At 64.9% G+C, this 17,411-nt stretch carries 16 protein-coding genes; 12 read left to right on the top strand and 4 right to left on the bottom strand.

The genetic code is table 11. From position 1 onward, the window contains the following. Window positions 1-12 precede the first annotated feature (12 nt). Genes CO670_RS16590 through CO670_RS16570 form a run of 5 tightly spaced genes read left to right on the top strand, consistent with a single transcriptional unit; the run spans window position 13 to window position 5,798 of the window. Window positions 13-1,392 (top strand): amidohydrolase family protein, encoded by a 1,380-nt coding sequence (locus CO670_RS16590; protein WP_097591249.1) that lies wholly within the window; start codon window positions 13-15, stop codon window positions 1,390-1,392. After that, a complete protein-coding gene (locus CO670_RS16585; protein ID WP_097591248.1) occupies window positions 1,389-2,669 on the top strand; it encodes a Zn-dependent hydrolase in 1,281 nt (426 codons plus the stop codon). Before CO670_RS16590 ends, CO670_RS16585 begins: the two co-directional genes overlap by 4 nt. Continuing rightward, on the top strand, window positions 2,650-3,747 hold the full coding sequence (locus CO670_RS16580) for a DUF917 domain-containing protein (RefSeq protein ID WP_097591247.1): 1,098 nt from the start codon (window positions 2,650-2,652) through the stop codon (window positions 3,745-3,747). The genes CO670_RS16585 and CO670_RS16580 overlap by 20 nt, the downstream gene beginning before the upstream one ends. 3 nt (window positions 3,748-3,750) lie before the next feature. Next, a complete protein-coding gene (locus tag CO670_RS16575) occupies window positions 3,751-4,080 on the top strand; it encodes a TfoX/Sxy family protein (RefSeq protein WP_097591246.1) in 330 nt (109 codons plus the stop codon). A 56-nt stretch (window positions 4,081-4,136) separates the two neighbouring features. Continuing rightward, a complete protein-coding gene (locus tag CO670_RS16570; protein ID WP_097591245.1) occupies window positions 4,137-5,798 on the top strand; it encodes a urocanate hydratase in 1,662 nt (553 codons plus the stop codon). 30 nt (window positions 5,799-5,828) lie between these two features. On the opposite strand, the gene CO670_RS16565 is transcribed toward CO670_RS16570, so the two are convergent. Both CO670_RS16565 and CO670_RS16560 read right to left on the bottom strand, forming a co-directional pair. After that, window positions 5,829-6,215 carry a VOC family protein gene (locus tag CO670_RS16565; RefSeq protein ID WP_097591244.1) on the bottom strand — a complete coding sequence of 129 codons (387 nt, stop codon included), beginning with the start codon at window positions 6,213-6,215 and terminating at the stop codon, window positions 5,829-5,831. Continuing rightward, the gene (locus tag CO670_RS16560; RefSeq protein WP_097591243.1) at window positions 6,212-7,459 is read right to left on the bottom strand and encodes an MFS transporter; all 1,248 of its coding nucleotides are present in this window, start codon (window positions 7,457-7,459) and stop codon (window positions 6,212-6,214) included. Before CO670_RS16560 ends, CO670_RS16565 begins: the two co-directional genes overlap by 4 nt. Before the next feature lie 90 nt (window positions 7,460-7,549). On the opposite strand from CO670_RS16560, the gene CO670_RS16555 reads away from it, so the two are divergent. Continuing rightward, the gene (locus tag CO670_RS16555) at window positions 7,550-8,443 is read left to right on the top strand and encodes a LysR family transcriptional regulator (protein ID WP_097591242.1); all 894 of its coding nucleotides are present in this window, start codon (window positions 7,550-7,552) and stop codon (window positions 8,441-8,443) included. On the opposite strand, the gene CO670_RS16550 is transcribed toward CO670_RS16555, so the two are convergent. Beyond that, the gene (locus CO670_RS16550; protein ID WP_097591241.1) at window positions 8,422-9,327 is read right to left on the bottom strand and encodes a LysR family transcriptional regulator; all 906 of its coding nucleotides are present in this window, start codon (window positions 9,325-9,327) and stop codon (window positions 8,422-8,424) included. The genes CO670_RS16555 and CO670_RS16550 overlap by 22 nt on opposite strands. 125 nt (window positions 9,328-9,452) lie before the next feature. Here CO670_RS16550 and CO670_RS16545 point away from each other — a divergent pair, with 125 nt between their 5' ends. Further along, window positions 9,453-10,217 (top strand): SDR family oxidoreductase, encoded by a 765-nt coding sequence (locus tag CO670_RS16545; RefSeq protein ID WP_097591240.1) that lies wholly within the window; start codon window positions 9,453-9,455, stop codon window positions 10,215-10,217. Window positions 10,218-10,346: 129 nt separating this feature from the next. Next, window positions 10,347-11,552 (top strand): bifunctional phosphopantothenoylcysteine decarboxylase/phosphopantothenate--cysteine ligase CoaBC, encoded by a 1,206-nt coding sequence (gene coaBC / locus CO670_RS16540; protein ID WP_097591239.1) that lies wholly within the window; start codon window positions 10,347-10,349, stop codon window positions 11,550-11,552. 31 nt (window positions 11,553-11,583) lie between these two features. Here coaBC and CO670_RS16535 read toward each other — a convergent pair whose 3' ends face one another. Next, the gene (locus CO670_RS16535; RefSeq protein ID WP_097591238.1) at window positions 11,584-12,396 is read right to left on the bottom strand and encodes a class II glutamine amidotransferase; all 813 of its coding nucleotides are present in this window, start codon (window positions 12,394-12,396) and stop codon (window positions 11,584-11,586) included. 508 nt (window positions 12,397-12,904) lie between these two features. On the opposite strand from CO670_RS16535, the gene CO670_RS16530 reads away from it, so the two are divergent. The 4 genes from CO670_RS16530 to CO670_RS16515 all read left to right on the top strand — a co-directional run bounded on the left by CO670_RS16530 (window position 12,905) and on the right by CO670_RS16515 (window position 16,913). Then, window positions 12,905-13,582, top strand: a complete 678-nt coding sequence (locus CO670_RS16530) for a FadR/GntR family transcriptional regulator (protein WP_097591237.1) — start codon at window positions 12,905-12,907, stop codon at window positions 13,580-13,582. After that, the gene (locus CO670_RS16525) at window positions 13,579-14,871 is read left to right on the top strand and encodes an MFS transporter (protein ID WP_097591236.1); all 1,293 of its coding nucleotides are present in this window, start codon (window positions 13,579-13,581) and stop codon (window positions 14,869-14,871) included. The genes CO670_RS16530 and CO670_RS16525 overlap by 4 nt, the downstream gene beginning before the upstream one ends. Window positions 14,872-14,971: 100 nt before the next feature. Further along, the gene (locus tag CO670_RS16520; protein WP_097591235.1) at window positions 14,972-16,501 is read left to right on the top strand and encodes a carboxypeptidase; all 1,530 of its coding nucleotides are present in this window, start codon (window positions 14,972-14,974) and stop codon (window positions 16,499-16,501) included. A gap of 10 nt (window positions 16,502-16,511) precedes the next feature. Further along, window positions 16,512-16,913 carry a GFA family protein gene (locus CO670_RS16515; protein ID WP_097591234.1) on the top strand — a complete coding sequence of 134 codons (402 nt, stop codon included), beginning with the start codon at window positions 16,512-16,514 and terminating at the stop codon, window positions 16,911-16,913. Window positions 16,914-17,411 lie beyond the last annotated feature (498 nt).

The following is a 17,411-nucleotide window of genomic DNA, read 5'->3' as shown; positions in this document are numbered from 1 at the left end:
AGGAGTAGCGGTATGGACTTCGATCTCGTTCTGCAGGGCACGGTGGTACTGCCGGACCGCATTCTCGAAGAGGGCTATGTCGCCGCCCGCGACGGAAAGATCGCCGAGGTCGGTCTCGGCACTCCACCTGCGGCGCGCGAGCGGAATCTGCTCGGCAAAGCGCTGATCCTGCCCGGCGCGATCGATGCGCAGGTACATTCGCTTTCCCAGAAAGACCAGGAGGATTTCATCTGGTCGACGCGGTCGGCCGCCGCCGGCGGCGTAACAACGATCGTCGACATGCCCTATGACGAGGGCAACCTCGTCTGCTCGGCGGCGGCGGTGAAGCGGAAGATCGACCATGCCGGCCCGCAGGCGCGCGTCGACTTCGCCCTTTACGGCACGGTCGATCCGGAGGAAGGCCCGGCGCGGATCCGCGAGATGGTGGAGGCGGGCGTCGCGGCCTTCAAGTTCTCGACCTTCGGCACCGATGCCAAGCGTTTTCCGCGCATTCCTCCGGCCCTGCTCGATGCCTGCTTTGCGGCCATCGCGCCGACCGGGCTGACGGCGGGCGTGCACAATGAGGACGACGAGGCGGTGCGCAGCTACATGGAGCAGGTCAAGGCGAGCGGCATCACCGACTGGCGCGCGCACGGCCTGTCGCGGCCTGCGATCACCGAACTGCTGGCGATGCACACGATCTTCGAGACCGGCGCCAACACCGGCTGCCCCGCGCATGTGGTGCACTGCTCGCTCGGGCGCGGCTACGATATCGCCCGCGCCTATCGCCGCGACGGGTTTGCGGCGACGGTCGAATGCTGCATCCATTACCTCACCCTCGACGAGGAAAACGACGTGAAGCGCCTCGGCGGCCAGGCGAAGATCAATCCGCCGATCCGCCCGCGCGCCGAGGTGGAGAGGCTCTGGCGCAAGGTGGCCGACGGCGATGTCTGGCTGGTCTCAACCGATCACGTCAGCTGGTCGGAAAACCGCAAGACCAATCCCGATATGCTTGCCAATGCATCCGGCGTTCCCGGCCTCGAAGTGATGGTGCCGCTTTTCGTGAAAGGCGCCATCGAACGCGGCATTCCGCTGACATGGGCAGCCCGGCTGATGTCAGAAAATCCGGCCAGGCATTTCCGGCTCGACCATATCAAGGGGGCGCTGACGCCGGGCAAGGATGCCGATATCACCGTGCTGGAGCCGCGGGAAAGCGTCTATGACGCGTCGGCAAGCGGCAATAACGTCGTCGGCTGGAGCCCCTACAACGGCATCCGCCTGCCGTGGACCGTCGCGGCCACCTATCTGCGCGGCGAAAAGATCGCCGAGGGCGGGAAAGTATTGGCCGAGCCCGGCAGCGGCCGGTTCCTGCGGCCGCCGGCGCGCCAAATCATCCAAGGGGCAACCGGATGAACCGCAATCTACCCGTCAATCCCGCCCGGATCGCTGGGGATATCGACGCGCTGGCCGCCATCACCGAGCCGGGGCATCCCTGGACGCGGCGGGCCTTCTCGCCGCTCTTTCTCGAAGGGCGGGCCTATATCGAAGCGCGGATGAAAGCGGCGGGGTTGGAAACCCGGATCGATGCCGCCGGCAATCTGATCGGCCGGCGTACGGGCCGCAAACCCTGGCTCGGCACGATCATGGTCGGTTCGCATTCCGACACCGTGCCGGATGGCGGGCGCTTCGACGGCATTGCCGGGGTGATCGCGGCGCTCGAGGTGGCCCGCGCGCTCAGCGACCAGGCTATCGAGCTCGACCACGATCTCGAAATCGTCGACTTTTTTGCCGAGGAGGTGAGCATCTTCGGCGTCTCCTGCATCGGTAGCCGCGGCATGACCGGGCAATTGCCGGAGGGCTGGCTTTCGCGCGTCAGCGGCGGGCGCGATCTGGCTGAGAGCATAGCGCAGGTGGGCGGCAGTCCTGATGTGCTGATGCAGCAGAATAGGCCCGATATAGCGGGCTTTCTCGAGCTTCATATCGAGCAGGGGCCGGTATTGGAGGCCGAAAGACAGGATATCGGCATCGTCACCGCGATCGCCGGCATCACCCGTATCGAGATCACCGTCGCGGGACGGGCCGATCATGCCGGCACGACACCGATGGACCGGCGGGCGGATGCGCTGGTGGCGGCATCGCAGCTGGTGCTCGACATTCGCAACGCCGCCGCCGAGCTGGCCAAGACGCCGGGGCATTTTGCGGCGACGGTCGGCGAATTCAGGATCGAACCGAATGCCGCCAACGTCGTGCCCTCGAAGGTCGTGCTGCTGATCGACGGGCGCGCCGAGATCCGCGCCGACATGGAGGCCTTCTGCCGCTGGCTCGACGGCCATGTCGAAAAGCTCGCCACCGCCTACGGCGTGACGATCGAGACGCCGAACCGAGTGTCCGACAACATGCCGACACCGGGCGATGGCGGCCTGCTTTCGACGCTGGAAACCGCCTGCGAACGCGTCGGCGCGAAACATCGGCGCATGGCGTCGGGCGCCGGACACGACACGGCCTGGATCGCCAAGGTGGCGCCGGCGGCGATGATCTTCGTGCCCTGCCGGGAGGGCCGCAGCCACTCCGCCGACGAATGGGCTGATAATGACGACATCGCGCTCGGCGCCGCCGTGCTGTTCGAGGCGGTGCGCGAGATGGACAAGGATTCGAAGCGGGAGAAGGCCGATGGGACGCATACTGGTTGAGAAAGACGTGGAAGCCGCCGTCAAGGGCGGCTCCGTCTATGCCGCCGGCGGCGGCGGCTGGGCCGATCACGGGCGGATGCTCGGGCTTGCGGCCGTCAATGTCGGAAAACCGGAGCTGGTCTCGATCGACGAGCTCAAGGACGACGACTGGGTTGCCACCGCAGCCGCAATCGGCGCGCCCGCCTCCACCACGCCCTGGGAAATGCAGGGCATCGATTATGTGAAGGCCGTGCAGCTCTTGCAGGAGGCGCTCGGCGAAAAGCTTTCCGGGCTGATCATCGGCCAGAACGGCAAATCCTCGACGCTGAATGGCTGGCTGCCCTCGGCGATCCTCGGCACCAAGGTGGTCGATGCGGTCGGCGATATCCGCGCGCATCCCACCGGCGACATGGGTTCGATCGGCATGGCCGGTTCGCCCGAGCCGATGATCCAGACCGCGGTCGGCGGCAACAGGGCCGAGAATCGTTATATCGAACTGGTGGTGAAGGGGGCGACGGCGAAGATCTCGCCGGTGCTGCGTGCTGCCGCCGATCAATCCGGCGGCTTCATCGCCAGCTGCCGCAATCCGCTCAGAGCCTCCTATGTGCGCGGCCATGCGGCGCTCGGCGGCATTTCGATGGCGCTCTCCCTCGGAGAAGCAATCATCGCGGCGGAGAAGCGCGGCGGGTCTGCGGTCATCGACGCGATCTGCAAGACGACGGGCGGACATATCCTCGCCGAGGGCGTTATCTCCCGAAAAGACGTCGTCTACACCAAGGAAGCCTTCGACATCGGCACGGTTATCGTCGGTTCGGGCGCAAAATCGGTGACGCTGCACGTCATGAACGAATACATGGCCGTGAACGATGCCGATGGCGGGCGGCTTGCCACCTTCCCCGCCGTGATCACCACGCTGTCACCGGAAGGCGAGCCGCTCAGCGTCGGCCAGCTCAGGGAAGGCATGCAGATCTTCATCCTGCATGTGCCGAAGGATATCATTCCGCTGTCTGCAAGCGTGCTCGATCCGACCGTCTATCCCGTCGTCGAAAAGGCGATGGGTATCGAGATCGCACGCTATGCATTGGAAACGAAGGCCTGAGCCATGGCGCGCGATCCCGGTCTCGAAGAACTGCTGCGCGAGGAACTCGGCGACCGCCCGGGCCTCAGCGAAAAATCCATGTTCGGCGGCCGGGCCTTCATGCTGAACGGCAATCTTCTCTGCGGCGCGCGCAGCGACGGCATGCTGATCCGTCTCGGCAGGGGCAATGACGGCTGGGCGCTGGCGCTGCCGGGCGTGATCCAGATGCTGTCGGGCGAGCGGGTGATGCAGGGCTGGGTCCGGGCCACGGCGGACGTTTACGGCGACGATGCGCTGAGAAGGCGTTTACTGGACGGCGCGCTCGCCTATGTGGAATCGCTGCCGGGCAAATGATCCCTCTTCGCCCCAGCGAGGAGAAGGGAAAAGTAGAGACCAAGCGAGGAACAACCATGCCGAAGGCCAATCCGCGTCATCCGAAATTCCCCATCCCCGGCGGGCCGGAGCTGCGGGCCAAGGGCTGGCGGCAGGAAGCGCTGCTGCGGCTTCTGGAAAATGTGCTCTCGGTCGGCGAAGATCCTGACAATCTCGTGGTCTATGCCGCGCTCGGCAAGGCGGCGCGCAACTGGGCGGCGCACAAGGGCATCGTCAAGGCACTGACCGAGATGGAGGAAGACCAAACGCTGCTCATCCAGTCCGGCAAGCCGGTCGGGCTTGTTCGGACCCATGCGAAAGCACCACTGGTCATCATGGCGAACTGCAATATCGTCGGGCAATGGGCGAAAGCGGAAGTGTTCTACGAGTTGCAGCGCAAGGGGCTGATCTGCTGGGGCGGACTGACGGCCGGCGCCTGGCAATATATCGGCAGCCAGGGCGTCATCCAGGGAACTTACGAGATCTTCATGCGCATCGCCGAACGGCGTTTCGGCGGCGACCTCGCCGGCCGGTTCGTGCTGACGGCCGGCCTCGGCGGCATGGGCGGGGCGCAGCCGCTCGCCGGCCGCATGGCGGGCGCTGCGATCCTCTGTATCGACATCGATCCGGAGCGCGCTCACAAGCGCCAGCAGATCGGCTATCTCCAGGAGATCGCCCCCGATCTCGACAGCGCCCTTCAGATGATCGACGCGGCGGTCAAGGAGAAGCGGGCGCTTTCCGTCGGGCTCGTCGGCAATGCGGCGGAGGTCTATCCCGAGATCGCAAGGCGCGGCGTCGTGCCCGATATCGTCACCGACCAGACCTCGGCGCACGACCTCGTCTACGGCTATGTGCCGAAAGGCATGAGCCTCGATCAGGTCAAGAGCCTGCGCGACGACGGGCAAGGCCAGCTCATGGCAGCCAGCCGCGCGTCGATCGTCGAGCATGTGACGGCGATGCTGGAGTTCCAGAAACGCGGCTCCGAGGTCTTCGACAATGGCAACCTCATCCGCACCCAAGCTCGCGAGGGCGGCGTCGCCAACGCCTTCGAGATCCCGATCTTCACCGAGGCCTATCTCCGACCGCTCTTTGCCCGGGCGATCGGCCCCTTCCGCTGGATGGCTCTGTCGGGCGAGCAGAGCGACATCGCCCGGATCGACGATCTACTGCTCGACATGTTCCCCGATAACAAGATCATTACCAACTGGATCCGGCTGGCGCGCGAGCACATTCCCTTCGAAGGCCTGCCGGCCCGCATTGCCTGGCTCGGCCATGGCGAACGCACCGCACTTGCCCTTCGCGTCAATGCGCTGGTCGCAAGCGGCGAGCTGAAAGGCCCCGTCGCCTTTTCGCGCGACCATCTCGACGCTGGCGCCATGGCGCATCCCAATATCATGACCGAGCGGATGAAAGACGGCTCCGACGCGATCGCCGACTGGCCGCTGATCGACGCGATGATGCTCTGCTCGTCGATGGCCGATCTCGTCGTCGTCCATTCCGGCGGCGGCGGCTATGCCGGCTACATGACGAGCTGCGGCGTCACCGTCGTCGCCGACGGCACCGAGGCCGCCGACGAGCGGCTCGACCACGCGCTAACCAACGACACCGCCCTCGGCGTGATGCGTTACGCCGATGCGGGCTACGAGGAGGCGCTGGACGAGGTGGCGAAGAAGGAAGTGCCCTATATCCGGCTGGATTGAGCCCGGAGGCAGCCTCAGCCAAATATCCAGTCAATCAATCAGATTCGAAACTTCGATGAGATTGCCGTCAGGATCGCGGAAATAGACCGAGCGCAGGCGCCCGGTCGCGCCGGTGCGTTCGACCGGACCCTCTTCGATCACGATGCCCGATGCCTGCAGATGGGCGATAACGTCGGCAAGCGGCGTTTCGGCGATGAAGCAGAGATCGCCCGAGCCGGGGATCGGATGCTTCGCCTTGGGTTCGAATTCATGGCCGGCCCGATGCAGGTTGATCTTCTGGCGGCCGAATTTCAGCGCCTTTCGGTCCTCCGCGAAGGTTTCGACCGACATGCCGAGGATGCGGGAATAGAAATCGCAGGTGGCTGCGACATCGGCGACGGTCAGCACGAGATGATCGAAACGGTCGATGCGGATCATATTTTTCTCCTCGTGAAATGCTGGGCGGCACCGGCGCAGATAAAGGCGAGCGCCAGCATGGCAAGCGTGAAGGCAACGACGGCCGCCCAGCCTTCGACCGCGAAGAACCAGCCGCCGGCCGAGCCCATGAGGCTGGAGCCGACATAATAGGCGAGCATATAGAGCGACGAGGCGTGGCCCTTGGTGCCGCGCGCCAGGTTGCCGACCAGGCCGCTGGCGATGGAATGGCTCATGAAAAAGCCGGTCGTCAGCACTATTATGCCGAGGATGATTGACGGCAGCGGCGCGAAGAGCGTCAGCGCGCTGCCGGCAGCCGTCAGCGCGAGGCCGAAGAGGAGGACGCGGAAGTGGCCGATCCGGTCTCCGATGAGGCCGCCGACCGAGGAAGCGCCGATACCGAAGAGATAGACGGTGAAGATCAAGCCGAGTTCGGTCTGGTTGAGGCCGTAAGGCGGCGCCATGAGGCGGAAACCGGCATAATTGTAGATGGTCACGAAGGAACCCATCGCCAGGAAGGCGATGGCGAAGAGGAAGGGCAGCGCCGGATTGCCAACATGGCCGAGCCAGGCCTTCGCATGGTAGCGCGGATCGAAGCCCGGCCGGCGGACGAAATTCCTTGACGGCGGCAGGAGGGCGATGAAGCCGATGGCGGCGGCAAGGCCGATGGCGCCGATGAGGAAGAGCGCCGGCCGCCAGCCGAGATATTCAGCGAAGATGCCGGTCAGCACGCGGCCGGACATGCCGCCGAAGGCCGTGCCGCCGACATAAAGCCCCATGGTGGCGCCGAGGCCGCGAGGGTCGATCTCCTCGGCAAGATAGGCCATGGCCACAGCAGGTACGCCGCCGAGGACGAGGCCCTGCAGGGCGCGGATGACAAGCAGCAGGTGCCAGTTCGGCGCAAAGGCCGTGGCAATCGTCAGCAGGGCCGCGCCGACCAGCGACATCGACATCAGGCTGCGGCGGCCGAGCCCTTCCGAGACGGCGGCGGCGCAAATGATGGCGAGCGCAAGAAAGCCGGTGGAGAGCGACAGCGCCAACGAGCTTTCGGCCGGACTGACGGAGAATTGCTGCGCAAAGATCGGCAGCAGCGGCTGCACGCAATAGAGCAGCGAGAAGGTGGAAAAACCGGAGAGGAAGAGCGCCAGGCTGGCGCGGCGATAGGCGCCGGTGCCGCGCGAGAGATAGTGCCTTTCTCCCGATATCGCGGCTTGCTCGGAGGCTTTCACTGCATGCGACGTCGGCATAACTTCATCCTTCCACTGCCGATCTAGTCGACGCCCCTCCATTTGTCCAATATATGAAACCGACGACTTCAATAGGTTTTGGAGATGGCGATGGAGCTGCGGCACCTCAGATATTTCCTGGCGGTGGCGGAGGAAGGCAATTTCACCCGCGCAGCCGGCAAGCTCGGCATCGGCCAGCCGCCCCTCAGCCAGCAGATCCGCGACCTCGAGACGGAGGTGGGGGCAGCACTCTTTCATCGCGTACCGCACGGGGCCGAATTGACGGCGGCGGGGGCTGCATTCCTCGGCGAGGCAAGGGCCGCGGTGGCGGCAGCGGAGAAGGCGAAGCTTGCCGCGCAGAGAGCCAATCGCGGCGAGACGGGGCGCCTGTCGCTCGGCTTCACCGCCTCCTCGGCCTTCAATCCCGTCGTCAGCACGACGATCCGCCGCTTTCGCGCGCGTTGGCCGGAGGTGCGGCTGGCGCTGATGGAGATGAATACGCTGGCGCTCATGCAGAAGCTGGAAGCGGGCGAACTCGATGCCGCGTTCATGCGCCCGAGCCTTGACGATCCCGCCGGCATCCGGCTCCGGCGGCTGCCTGACGAGCCGATGGTGATCGCCCTGCCCGCCAGCCACCGGCTGGCGCTGCACCACAGCCTGCCGCTTGCGGCGCTGGCGAAGGAACCCTTCATCCTCTTTCCCCGCCTGGTGGGGTTGAGCCTTTACGACGATGTCGTGCTGGCTTGCCGCAAGGCAGGGTTCGAGCTGACCGTAGCGCAGGAGGCGCCGCAAATTTCCTCCGTCGTCAATCTGGTAGCGGCCGATCTCGGCGTCTCGATCGTGCCGGCCTCGATTTCGCAGATCAAGCTCGAAGGTGTGGCCTACCGGCCGATCGAGGGACCGCCGGCGGTCGCGCGTCTGGCGCTGGCGATGCTGAAAACGCATCGCTCGCCCGTCACCGAGAACCTGATGAGCCTGCTGAGCTATCCTGGCGGATCCCAATAGGGCGGGTCGCCGAAGCTCTTCTTCAGGTGATCGGCGATGGCGCGCAGCTTGGCCGAGGGATTTCGGCCCTCGGGATGGGCCATGTAGATGAACTCGGCTTCAGGCCTGTGACCGACATCGATTTCAGCAAGCTGGCCGTCGCGGATGGCCGGGCCGGCGATGAAGGCGGGCAGCAGCGCGATCCCGAGGCCGGCGATGGCGGCGTCGCGGAGCATGTCCCCGTTGTTGATGCCGAGCGCCAGTTTCGCGCGGACGAGGACTGCCCCCTCTGGGGTCTCGAAGCGCCAGTCGGCAACACCGCGATTGGTGTAGAAGATGCCGCGATGGCTGTTGAGATCGATCAGCGACGCCGGCACTCCCTCCCGTGCGAGATAGTCCGGTGAGGCGCAAAGAAGACGACGGCTCGGTGCAAGCTTCCAGGCGACCAGCCGGCTGTCGGCGATCGGGCCATGGCGGATGATGGCGTCGTAACCATCGGAAGCGGCATCGACGCGGCGATCGTCGATATCGAGGGTCAATTCGATTTCGCGATGTTCGGCGAGAAAGGGATAGAGCGCCGGACCGAGATGCATGCGGCCGAAGGTGACGGGGGCGGCGATGCGGATCGAGCCGGACAAAGTTCCGCGCCGTTCCGCCATAGCGGCTGCGGCGTCCTCGATCTCGCGCACGATACGCGTTGCGCGCTCCAGGAAAGCCGTCCCATCCTCCGTCAAAGTGAGCTTGCGGGTCGTGCGGTGCAGCAGCATCCCCCCGAGTGACTTCTCCAGCTCCGCCAGTCTTTCGCTGACGACGGATTTGGAGAGCCGCAGACGCCGCGCGGCCTCGCTAACCGAGCCGGCCTCGACCACCGCGACGAAAGCGGTAATGCCTTCGATCCTGATCATTGTCCGGACTTTCCGAATTCGAATTCCCCTATTTGAAGACTAATCCGAACGAAGGAAAAATGCCATCTTCCATTCAACGAAAGGGACGGCAAGCGCCGACCCGCATCAACACAGGAGATCGAACCATGAACCGCTTGAACAACAAGGTCGCGATCGTTACCGGCGCAAGCTCCGGCATCGGCCGCGTCACGGCGAAGCTCTTTGCTGCCGAAGGCGCAAAGGTCGTGGTCGGCGCCCGCCGGCAGGCCGAGCTCGACAGTCTCGTCGCGGAGATCAGGGCGGAGGGCGGTGACGCCATGGCCGTTGCCGGCGACGTCCGGTCGGAAGACTATCACAAGGCGCTGGTCACGGCCGCCGTAACGAACTACGGCAAGCTCGACATCGCCTTCAACAATGCCGGCATCATCGGCGAGGCCGGCCCGAGCACCGGCGTTTCGGAAGCAGGCTTCAGCGAGACGGTGGCCGTCAATCTCACGGCATCCTTCCTCGCTGCCAAGCACCAGATCGGCGCGATGGCGGAGAATGGTGGCGGCTCGGTGATCTTCACCTCGACCTTCGTCGGCTACAGCTTCGCATTTCCCGGTGTGGCCGCCTATGCCGCCAGCAAATCCGGTCTGATCGGCCTGACCCAGGCGCTCGCCGCCGAATTCGGGCCGCAGGGCGTACGCGTCAACGCCGTGCTGCCGGGCGCCGTCGATACGGACATGTATCGCGACATGAACGATACGGCGGACAAGCAGGCTGCCGTCACCAACATGCATGCGCTGAAGCGTGTCGCGACACCTGAGGAAGTCGCCCGCTCGGTTCTCTACCTCGCCTCTGACGATGCGAGCTTCGTCACCGGCACGGCCTCGCTTGTTGACGGCGGCATTTCGATCACGCGCAGCTGAAACGGCGATATCTGGCGGCCGGGTGGTGTGCCTCGAACCCGGCCGCAGCGCTTGACGTCCGCGCGATTGCATGTTCTGCGCCAAAGGCTTAGGGTCGGAGCAGGTCAAAAAGGCGACGGGTAGAAAGCCATGGCTCTCAGCGGCAAACGCATCCTCCTCATCATCTCGGGCGGCATCGCGGCTTACAAGAGCCTGGATCTGATCCGGCGGCTGCGCGAGCGCGGCGCCAGCGTGCGCCCTGTCATGACCAAGGGGGCGCAGGAATTCGTCACGCCGCTTGCCGTCGGCGCACTGGCTGCGGATCATGTCTTTGTCGATCTGTTTTCGCGGCAGGACGAACAGGATGTCGGCCATATCAGGCTGGCGCGCGATTGCGATCTGGTTCTCATTGCTCCCGCCACAGCCGACCTGATGGCGAAGATGGCGAACGGCTTTGCCGACGATCTCGCCTCGACGGTGCTGCTGGCGACGGAGCGGCCGGTGCTTGCCGCGCCGGCGATGAACCCCAGCATGTGGGCGCATGCGGCGACCCGGCGCAATGTGGCAACGCTGAAGCGAGACGGCGTCCGCTTCGTCGGGCCGATGGCCGGCGAAATGGCCGAAAGCCGGGAGGCGGGCATCGGCCGGATGGCGGAGCCGCTGGAGATTGTCGCCGCGGCCGAAGCGCTGCTCGACGACGGCGAAAAGCCGCTCAAGGGACGCAAGGCGATCGTCACGTCAGGACCGACGCATGAGCCGATCGATCCGGTGCGCTACATCGCCAACCGCTCTTCCGGCCGGCAGGGGCATGCAATCGCCGCGGCCCTGGCGAAACTCGGGGCCGAGGTGACGCTGGTATCCGGTCCGGTGACGATCCCCGATCCGATCGGCGTCAGCGTCATCCATGTCGAGCGGGCCGAGGAAATGCGCGACGCCGTGCTTGCGGCGCTGCCGGCCGACATCGCCGTCATGGTCGCGGCGGTGGCGGACTGGCGCGTGGCTTCGGCCGCCGATCAGAAAATCAAGAAACATCCCGGCGAATCCATTCCGACGCTGGCACTCACCGAGAACCCCGACATCCTGAAGACCGTCGGCCATCACACGATGCGGCCGAAACTGGTGATCGGCTTTGCCGCCGAGACCCAGGACGTCGAAAGCAATGCCAGGGCGAAGCTCGAGAGGAAGGGCGCCGACATGATCGTTGCCAATGACGTCTCTCCTGCCACCGGCATCATGGGCGGCAGCCGCAACAGCGTCAAACTTGTCCGCCATGACGGCGTCGAGCAATGGCCTGACCTCGCCAAGGAAGACGTTGCCGAAAGGCTGGCGGCGCTGATCGCCGAGCGACTCCGCTAGTCGCGAGTGGCTCAGCTGACAGCCGGACGACTCAGGCCGATATGGCCACACGCTGCGGCTTTGCCGCGCCGCGTTTCTCCGGCCGGAAATCGGTAACCTCGATACCGTCCTCGCCGAGGATGACGGCGCTGCCATCAGGAATTTCGGCCCAGGCATCGACATCGTCATTCAACGGTTCGGACACGAGGCAGTGGCCCGTGCCGACCGGAGAAGCATAGAGCGTCGGCGCCTTGCGATCTGTGGCATAGCGGATCGCATACAGCGTCTTCCCGTCGGAAAAGGCGGCGGTGAAGCGCAAGAGGATGGAGCCGAGACTGCTTTCAGCCAGGTCCTCGACGAAACCGACCATATCGGCCATCGCGGCGATCGGCGCCTCGCGCAGGCCGAACTGCAGCGCCAGCAGGAACATCAGCTCGGAATCGGTGGTGCCGCCGCGGGCATTGAACAGCTCGTCGTCGAGCATCGCCTCCATCGGCCGGCGCAGGCGCTCGAAGCCGGATATCTGGCCATTGTGCATGAAGGACCAGGTATCATGGGTGAAAGGATGGCAGTTGTCGCGCCGCGTGCCGCCGCCGGTGGCGGCGCGGACATGGGCGAGGAAGAGCGGCGAGCGGATCTGCCGCGCCAGGCTCTTCAGATTGCAATCCGACCAGGCCGGCAGGATGTCGCGGTAGCGGCCCGGCTCGGGCCTGTCGCCATACCAGGCGATGCCGAAGCCATCGCCGTTCGTCGCCGTCTTGGCGCGGGTGGCGCAATGGGACTGCTCGATCAGCGAATGGGCAGGCGAGGACACCAGCTCCTCGAGATAGAGGGGATCTCCGCGATAGGCTGCCCAGCGACACATGGCTTTCTTGCTCCGGAACCCGCCGCCGCACCGGCGGGAATGCTGAAATTGTCGAACGCTGCGGCTAATAACAGCTTAACGCGGAGGCGATTTGCAAGCCGATCATGACTGTTTCGTGACCGAGCACCGGTTCAAATTCCGCGAAACGCTGTCTTCTCTCGTGAACGCCTCGCGGCCACCAGGGCAGCGTGTAGAGCGATTTCTACTTGCATCTCAAAAGAATCAGCCTACCTTTGGTCTATCAGCAACAGAACGAAAGGAAGGTGATCCAATGTCTAATGAGATTTCGGACCTCGTAACGGGCATGGGAGAGGTGATGAAAGCGAGGCAGCCCTCGCGCTAATACCCGCTTTCCTGGGGCTGCATCGACAGTCCAGGCCAGTATGAGGCCAAACTCATGGAAAGGGTCGCCGAGGCGGCCCTTTTTTATTGCCTGCTCTTCATCCCATTGACGGAAGGTTGAAATCCTTCTACTCATAAAGTCATCAGATGACTTTATGAGTAGAAGATGCAGGCGCTCAGCAAGACCAACCTCGCCGACGAGGCGATCGAGGCGATCCGCAGCGACATTCTCGGCAAGCGCTGGGCGGTCGGCGACAAGCTGCCGAACGAGGCCACGCTGTCCGCCATGCTTTCCGTCAGCCGCGGCACGGTTCGCGAGGCGGTGCGGGTGCTCGTCTCCCAGGGTTATCTCGAAACCCGGCAGGGTTCGGGAACCTATGTGCGCTCGACCAGCGATGCCGGCCGGCCGCTGACGATGGCGCGGCGGGCAAGCCTGCGCGACCAGTTCGAAGCGCGCCTGGCGCTCGATGTCGAGGCAGCCCGGCTGGCAGCGGCGCGCAAGACGCCGGAGACGGTCGCCGGTCTCCGCAGGCTGCTTGCCGAACGCGGCAGTTACGCCGGCGGCGACGAGGCCGCCTTCATCCGGCGCGACCTCGCCTTCCACAAGGCGGTCATCGCCGCCTCCGGCAACCGCGCGATGATCGAGATCTATGACTTCTTCTCGGCTTCGATCGCCGACACCATCGCGGCGACGCTCGGCAAGGATATTCCCGAGCCCGACATGCAGGCGCATGCCCGTATCGTCGACGCGATCGAAACCGGCGATCCCGACAGAGCAGACGCGGCAGTGCGCCGCTTCATGGCGCCGGTTCTTGCGGCACTCGACCGGATGATCCTGTCATGAGCACACCGTCCAACCAGGCCGTCGACGCACTCGACCCTGCCGACGACCTGCTGATCGATGCCGAGGCCGGCAGCCTTCCGCCGCCGCGGGCGACACCGGTGCGGGGCGCTGCGGATCGCTTTCTGCTCGGCGCCAGCCTCGTGCTGATCGCCTTCAACCTGCGTCCGGTCTTCTCCAGCGCCTCCGCACTCCTGCCTGAGATCCGCGCCGAACTCGGCCTCACCGCACTCGGCGCCAGCCTGCTGACGACGCTGCCGGTCGTCTGCCTCGGCGCCTTTTCGCCGCTGGCGCCGCGTCTTGCCCAGCGCATCGGTTCTGAACGCACGCTGCTCGGCGTCATCCTGCTTCTTGCCCTCGGCACGGCTTTGCGCGGGCTTTCTTCCGTGCCCCTGCTCTTCATCGGCACCGCTCTTGCGGGCGCCTGCATCGCCATCGGCAACGTGCTCCTGCCGGGGCTGGTGAAGCGGGATTTCCCCGCGCAAGCCGCGCTGATGACCGGCTTCTATACGATGGCGCTCTGCGCGGGCGCCGCAAGTGCCGCCGGCCTGACGCTGCCGATCGAGCACGCGCTCGGCGGCTCGCTGGAGGGCGCGCTCGCCGCCTGGGCGCTGCCGGCGCTCGTCGTCGGCCTGATCTGGCTGCCGCAGGTTCTTCGCAGCGGCGGCCAGCCGAGGCGAAACGGCTTTCGCGTCGAAGGCCTCTGGCGGGACCGGCTCGCCTGGCAGGTTACGCTGTTCATGGGCCTGCAATCGGCGCTCGCCTATTGCGTCTTCGGCTGGCTGGTGCCGATCTTGCGCGAACGCGGGATCGACGGCGTCACCGCCGGGGCGATCGTTTCCATGTCGGTGATGATACAGGCGGCATCCTGCCTCATCGTGCCGCATATCGCCGTGCGCGGCCGGGACCAACGGCTGATCAATGCGAGCCTCTGCGGCGTCGCCGTCACTGCCCTGCTCGGCCTGCTCTTCGCGCCGCTTTCGACCGTCTGGCTGTGGGCGGTGCTGCAGGGCATCGGCCAGGGCGGGCTGATCGCGGCGGCGATGACGACGATCGTGCTGCGCTCGCGCGATCCCGATGTCGCCGCCCATCTCTCCGGCATGGCGCAGTGCGTCGGCTACCTGCTTGCGGCGATCGGCCCGCTGGTGGTCGGCCTCATCCGCGGCTGGACCGGAAGCTTTTCCTGGTGCGCGCTCCTCTTCGTCGCGCTCGGGCTCGGGGCGGCAATCAACGGCTGGAGGGCCGGCCGGGCTCTGGAAGTGAATGTGCACGCGGTCGAGAAGGCATCCTGAGCCGCTCTTCCGCTGTCACTCGCCCATCACCTTCTCTTGATGCCGGTCGCCGGCCGCGGGTGCTACGCTATCTCCGCCTGGATTCGCCGGAGGACAAGTCGTGCGTATACGAACCCTGTTTCTGCTCACCGCGCTTATGGCGCCGCTCGCCCCTGCCCTTTCCCAAGCTCAGGAAACCGGCGAAGGCCAGGCGAATGTCGAGCGCAGCGCGCGCGACGGCGTGCTGAAGCTGCTGCCGGCCGATTCCGTGACGGAACACGCGCTGACGATCGGCGGGCGGACGATCGCCTATACCGCGACCGCCGGTACGCTCGATCTCTTCGGCCAGGACGGCGCCCAGACCGGCGCGATCTTCTATACCGCCTATGTCGCAAAGGACGGCGGGCGAGACCGACCGCTGACCTTTGCCTTCAATGGCGGGCCGGGGGCGGCTTCCGCCTTCCTGCATCTCGGGCTGGTCGGGCCGAAAGTGCTCGATTTCGGGCCGCAGGGCCGCGACGGCGCCAATGCGAAGCTCGTCGACAACGCGCAAAGCTGGCTTGATTTCACCGATCTCGTGCTCATCGATCCGATCGGCACCGGCTGGAGCCGAACAGCGAAGGCCGACAACGCCTCCAACTATTACAGCGTCGATGCCGATGCCCAGAGCATTGCCAAGGCGATCGCTCTTTATATCGCGCACAACAACCGCTCGAACTCGCCGAAATATCTTCTCGGCGAAAGTTATGGCGGCTTCCGTGCGGCCAAGGTCGCCTCGGCGCTGCAGGAAAGCCAGGGCATCATCGTTGCCGGCGCGGTGATGCTTTCGCCCTTGCTCGAAGGCCAGCTGATGTTCAATGCCGATCAGTTCGCGCTCGGCGCCGCACTGGAACTGCCGTCGCTGGCCGCGGCCAAGCTCGACCGGGACAACGCCTTCGATGAAGAGAAGCAGCGCGAGGCCGAGACCTTTGCGCTCGGCGACTATCTGACCACACTGGCCGGTCCGCCGCCGACAGGTGCCGAGGCCGACGCCTTCTACGGCAGGATCTCCCGGTTGACCGGCATTCCCCAGGATATCGTCGCCCGCAACCGCGGCTTCCTCGGTAATTCCTTCGTCAAGCACTCGGATGCGGGAAGCGGCGAGGTGATGAGTTCATACGACGCCTCCTTCGCAGCCCCCGACCCCTATCCGGAATCGGATTACGACCGTGGGGACGACGCCATTCTCGACGGCTTTACCCGGGCCTATGGCGGCGCTTTCGCCGACTATGCCCGCAACGAACTCGGCTTCAAGACGGAAATGACCTATTCGCTGCTCGACGGCGATATCAGCCGGCGCTGGGAATGGGGCGGCGGGCGCGGCGGATCGCGCTTCCAGGCAAGCGCTACCGACGACGTCAGGCAGCTGCTCGCCTCGAATACGGCCTTCCATCTCCTCATCGCACATGGCTACAGCGATGTGGTGACGCCTTACGGAGTCAGCCGCTATGTCGTCGATCATCTGCCGCCGTCGCTCGCCGGCGGCCGCGTCGGGCTGGAACTCTATCGCGGCGGCCACATGTTCTACACGAAAGCCGACCAGCGGGCCGCCTTCACGGCGGATGCGAAAGCCTTCTACGCCGCGAGGCCGCTCGCTCAGCCGGCGGATTGAGGAATTGCCGATGCATATATCAGGAGGATGCCACTGCGGGGCGATCCGCTATCAGGCGGAGATCGATCCGGAGCGGGTCTCGATCTGCCACTGCACCGATTGCCAGCGGCTGACGGGCTCCGCCTATCGCGTCACGGCGCCGGCGCGGCCGGGAAGTTTCAGCCTCCTATCGGGCGAGCCGAAAAGCTACGCCAAATATGGCGACAGCGGCGGCCTCAGCCGGCAATTCTTCTGCCCGAATTGCGGATCGCCGCTTTACCGCACGAATGGCGACGGCGGCGCGGTCGGCATTCGCCTCGGCGGCATCGATCAGCGGCGAGAGCTGGCGCCCAGGAAACAGATCTGGTGCCGGTCGGCCTTGCCCTGGGTGGAGAATATCGAACCGCTGCCACGGTTCGATGGCGAGGACTAGGACGAAACTCCGTTGATCCGGGACATCAGGATGCAATCGAGGAGCGCGACCCCGCTCGTCCTCCCGATCGCGTTCACGCTCGCTTTATCACAATCAAAAAGCGCTCCGCGTTTCGACTACCTGCGACGCCCGCGAACCCTGCCGATTGCGTGAATGCGATGTATTCACACGTGAACAAACAGAAAAAACGGCAATTCCTCTCAATACAACTCCGTCCTTTAGCTCGAACTGGCTAAGTGCGCCATAGATGAATTTATAGTATACAAAAGACGTGGGGGAAATCCTCGCGTGGGGCGCGAGAGGTTGCGATAGTCTTAACCAGATATCTTCTGAATTTTACAAACCCTCTCTTGCATTTTCCTGAGGACGTAATCTTCGGAGTTGTTATCCCGACAACCTTCAGACCTTGGTCTTACTTAATCTTGGGACCTTAGTCTTAACACCCTACAACTGAAAATGGACTAGGACCAATCGACATTCAGGATTCCCAAATCAGCT

The sequence above is a fragment of the Rhizobium sp. J15 genome (genome assembly GCF_002531825.1).
GTDB lineage: Bacteria > Pseudomonadota > Alphaproteobacteria > Rhizobiales > Rhizobiaceae > Rhizobium.
This window is presented reverse-complemented; position numbering and strand designations above follow the sequence as displayed.

Bases quoted from the DNA above. Each gene is read 5' to 3' on its own strand.
- CO670_RS16590 (WP_097591249.1), top strand. From the start codon at position 13: ATGGACTTCGATCTCGTTCTGCAGGGCACGGTGGTACTGCCGGACCGC.
- CO670_RS16585 (WP_097591248.1), top strand. From the start codon at position 1,389: ATGAACCGCAATCTACCCGTCAATCCCGCCCGGATCGCTGGGGATATC.
- CO670_RS16580 (WP_097591247.1), top strand. From the start codon at position 2,650: ATGGGACGCATACTGGTTGAGAAAGACGTGGAAGCCGCCGTCAAGGGC.
- CO670_RS16575 (WP_097591246.1), top strand. From the start codon at position 3,751: ATGGCGCGCGATCCCGGTCTCGAAGAACTGCTGCGCGAGGAACTCGGC.
- CO670_RS16570 (WP_097591245.1), top strand. From the start codon at position 4,137: ATGCCGAAGGCCAATCCGCGTCATCCGAAATTCCCCATCCCCGGCGGG.
- CO670_RS16565 (WP_097591244.1), bottom strand. From the start codon at position 6,215: ATGATCCGCATCGACCGTTTCGATCATCTCGTGCTGACCGTCGCCGAT.
- CO670_RS16560 (WP_097591243.1), bottom strand. From the start codon at position 7,459: ATGCCGACGTCGCATGCAGTGAAAGCCTCCGAGCAAGCCGCGATATCG.
- CO670_RS16555 (WP_097591242.1), top strand. From the start codon at position 7,550: ATGGAGCTGCGGCACCTCAGATATTTCCTGGCGGTGGCGGAGGAAGGC.
- CO670_RS16550 (WP_097591241.1), bottom strand. From the start codon at position 9,327: ATGATCAGGATCGAAGGCATTACCGCTTTCGTCGCGGTGGTCGAGGCC.
- CO670_RS16545 (WP_097591240.1), top strand. From the start codon at position 9,453: ATGAACCGCTTGAACAACAAGGTCGCGATCGTTACCGGCGCAAGCTCC.
- coaBC (WP_097591239.1), top strand. From the start codon at position 10,347: ATGGCTCTCAGCGGCAAACGCATCCTCCTCATCATCTCGGGCGGCATC.
- CO670_RS16535 (WP_097591238.1), bottom strand. From the start codon at position 12,396: ATGTGTCGCTGGGCAGCCTATCGCGGAGATCCCCTCTATCTCGAGGAG.
- CO670_RS16530 (WP_097591237.1), top strand. From the start codon at position 12,905: ATGCAGGCGCTCAGCAAGACCAACCTCGCCGACGAGGCGATCGAGGCG.
- CO670_RS16525 (WP_097591236.1), top strand. From the start codon at position 13,579: ATGAGCACACCGTCCAACCAGGCCGTCGACGCACTCGACCCTGCCGAC.
- CO670_RS16515 (WP_097591234.1), top strand. From the start codon at position 16,512: ATGCATATATCAGGAGGATGCCACTGCGGGGCGATCCGCTATCAGGCG.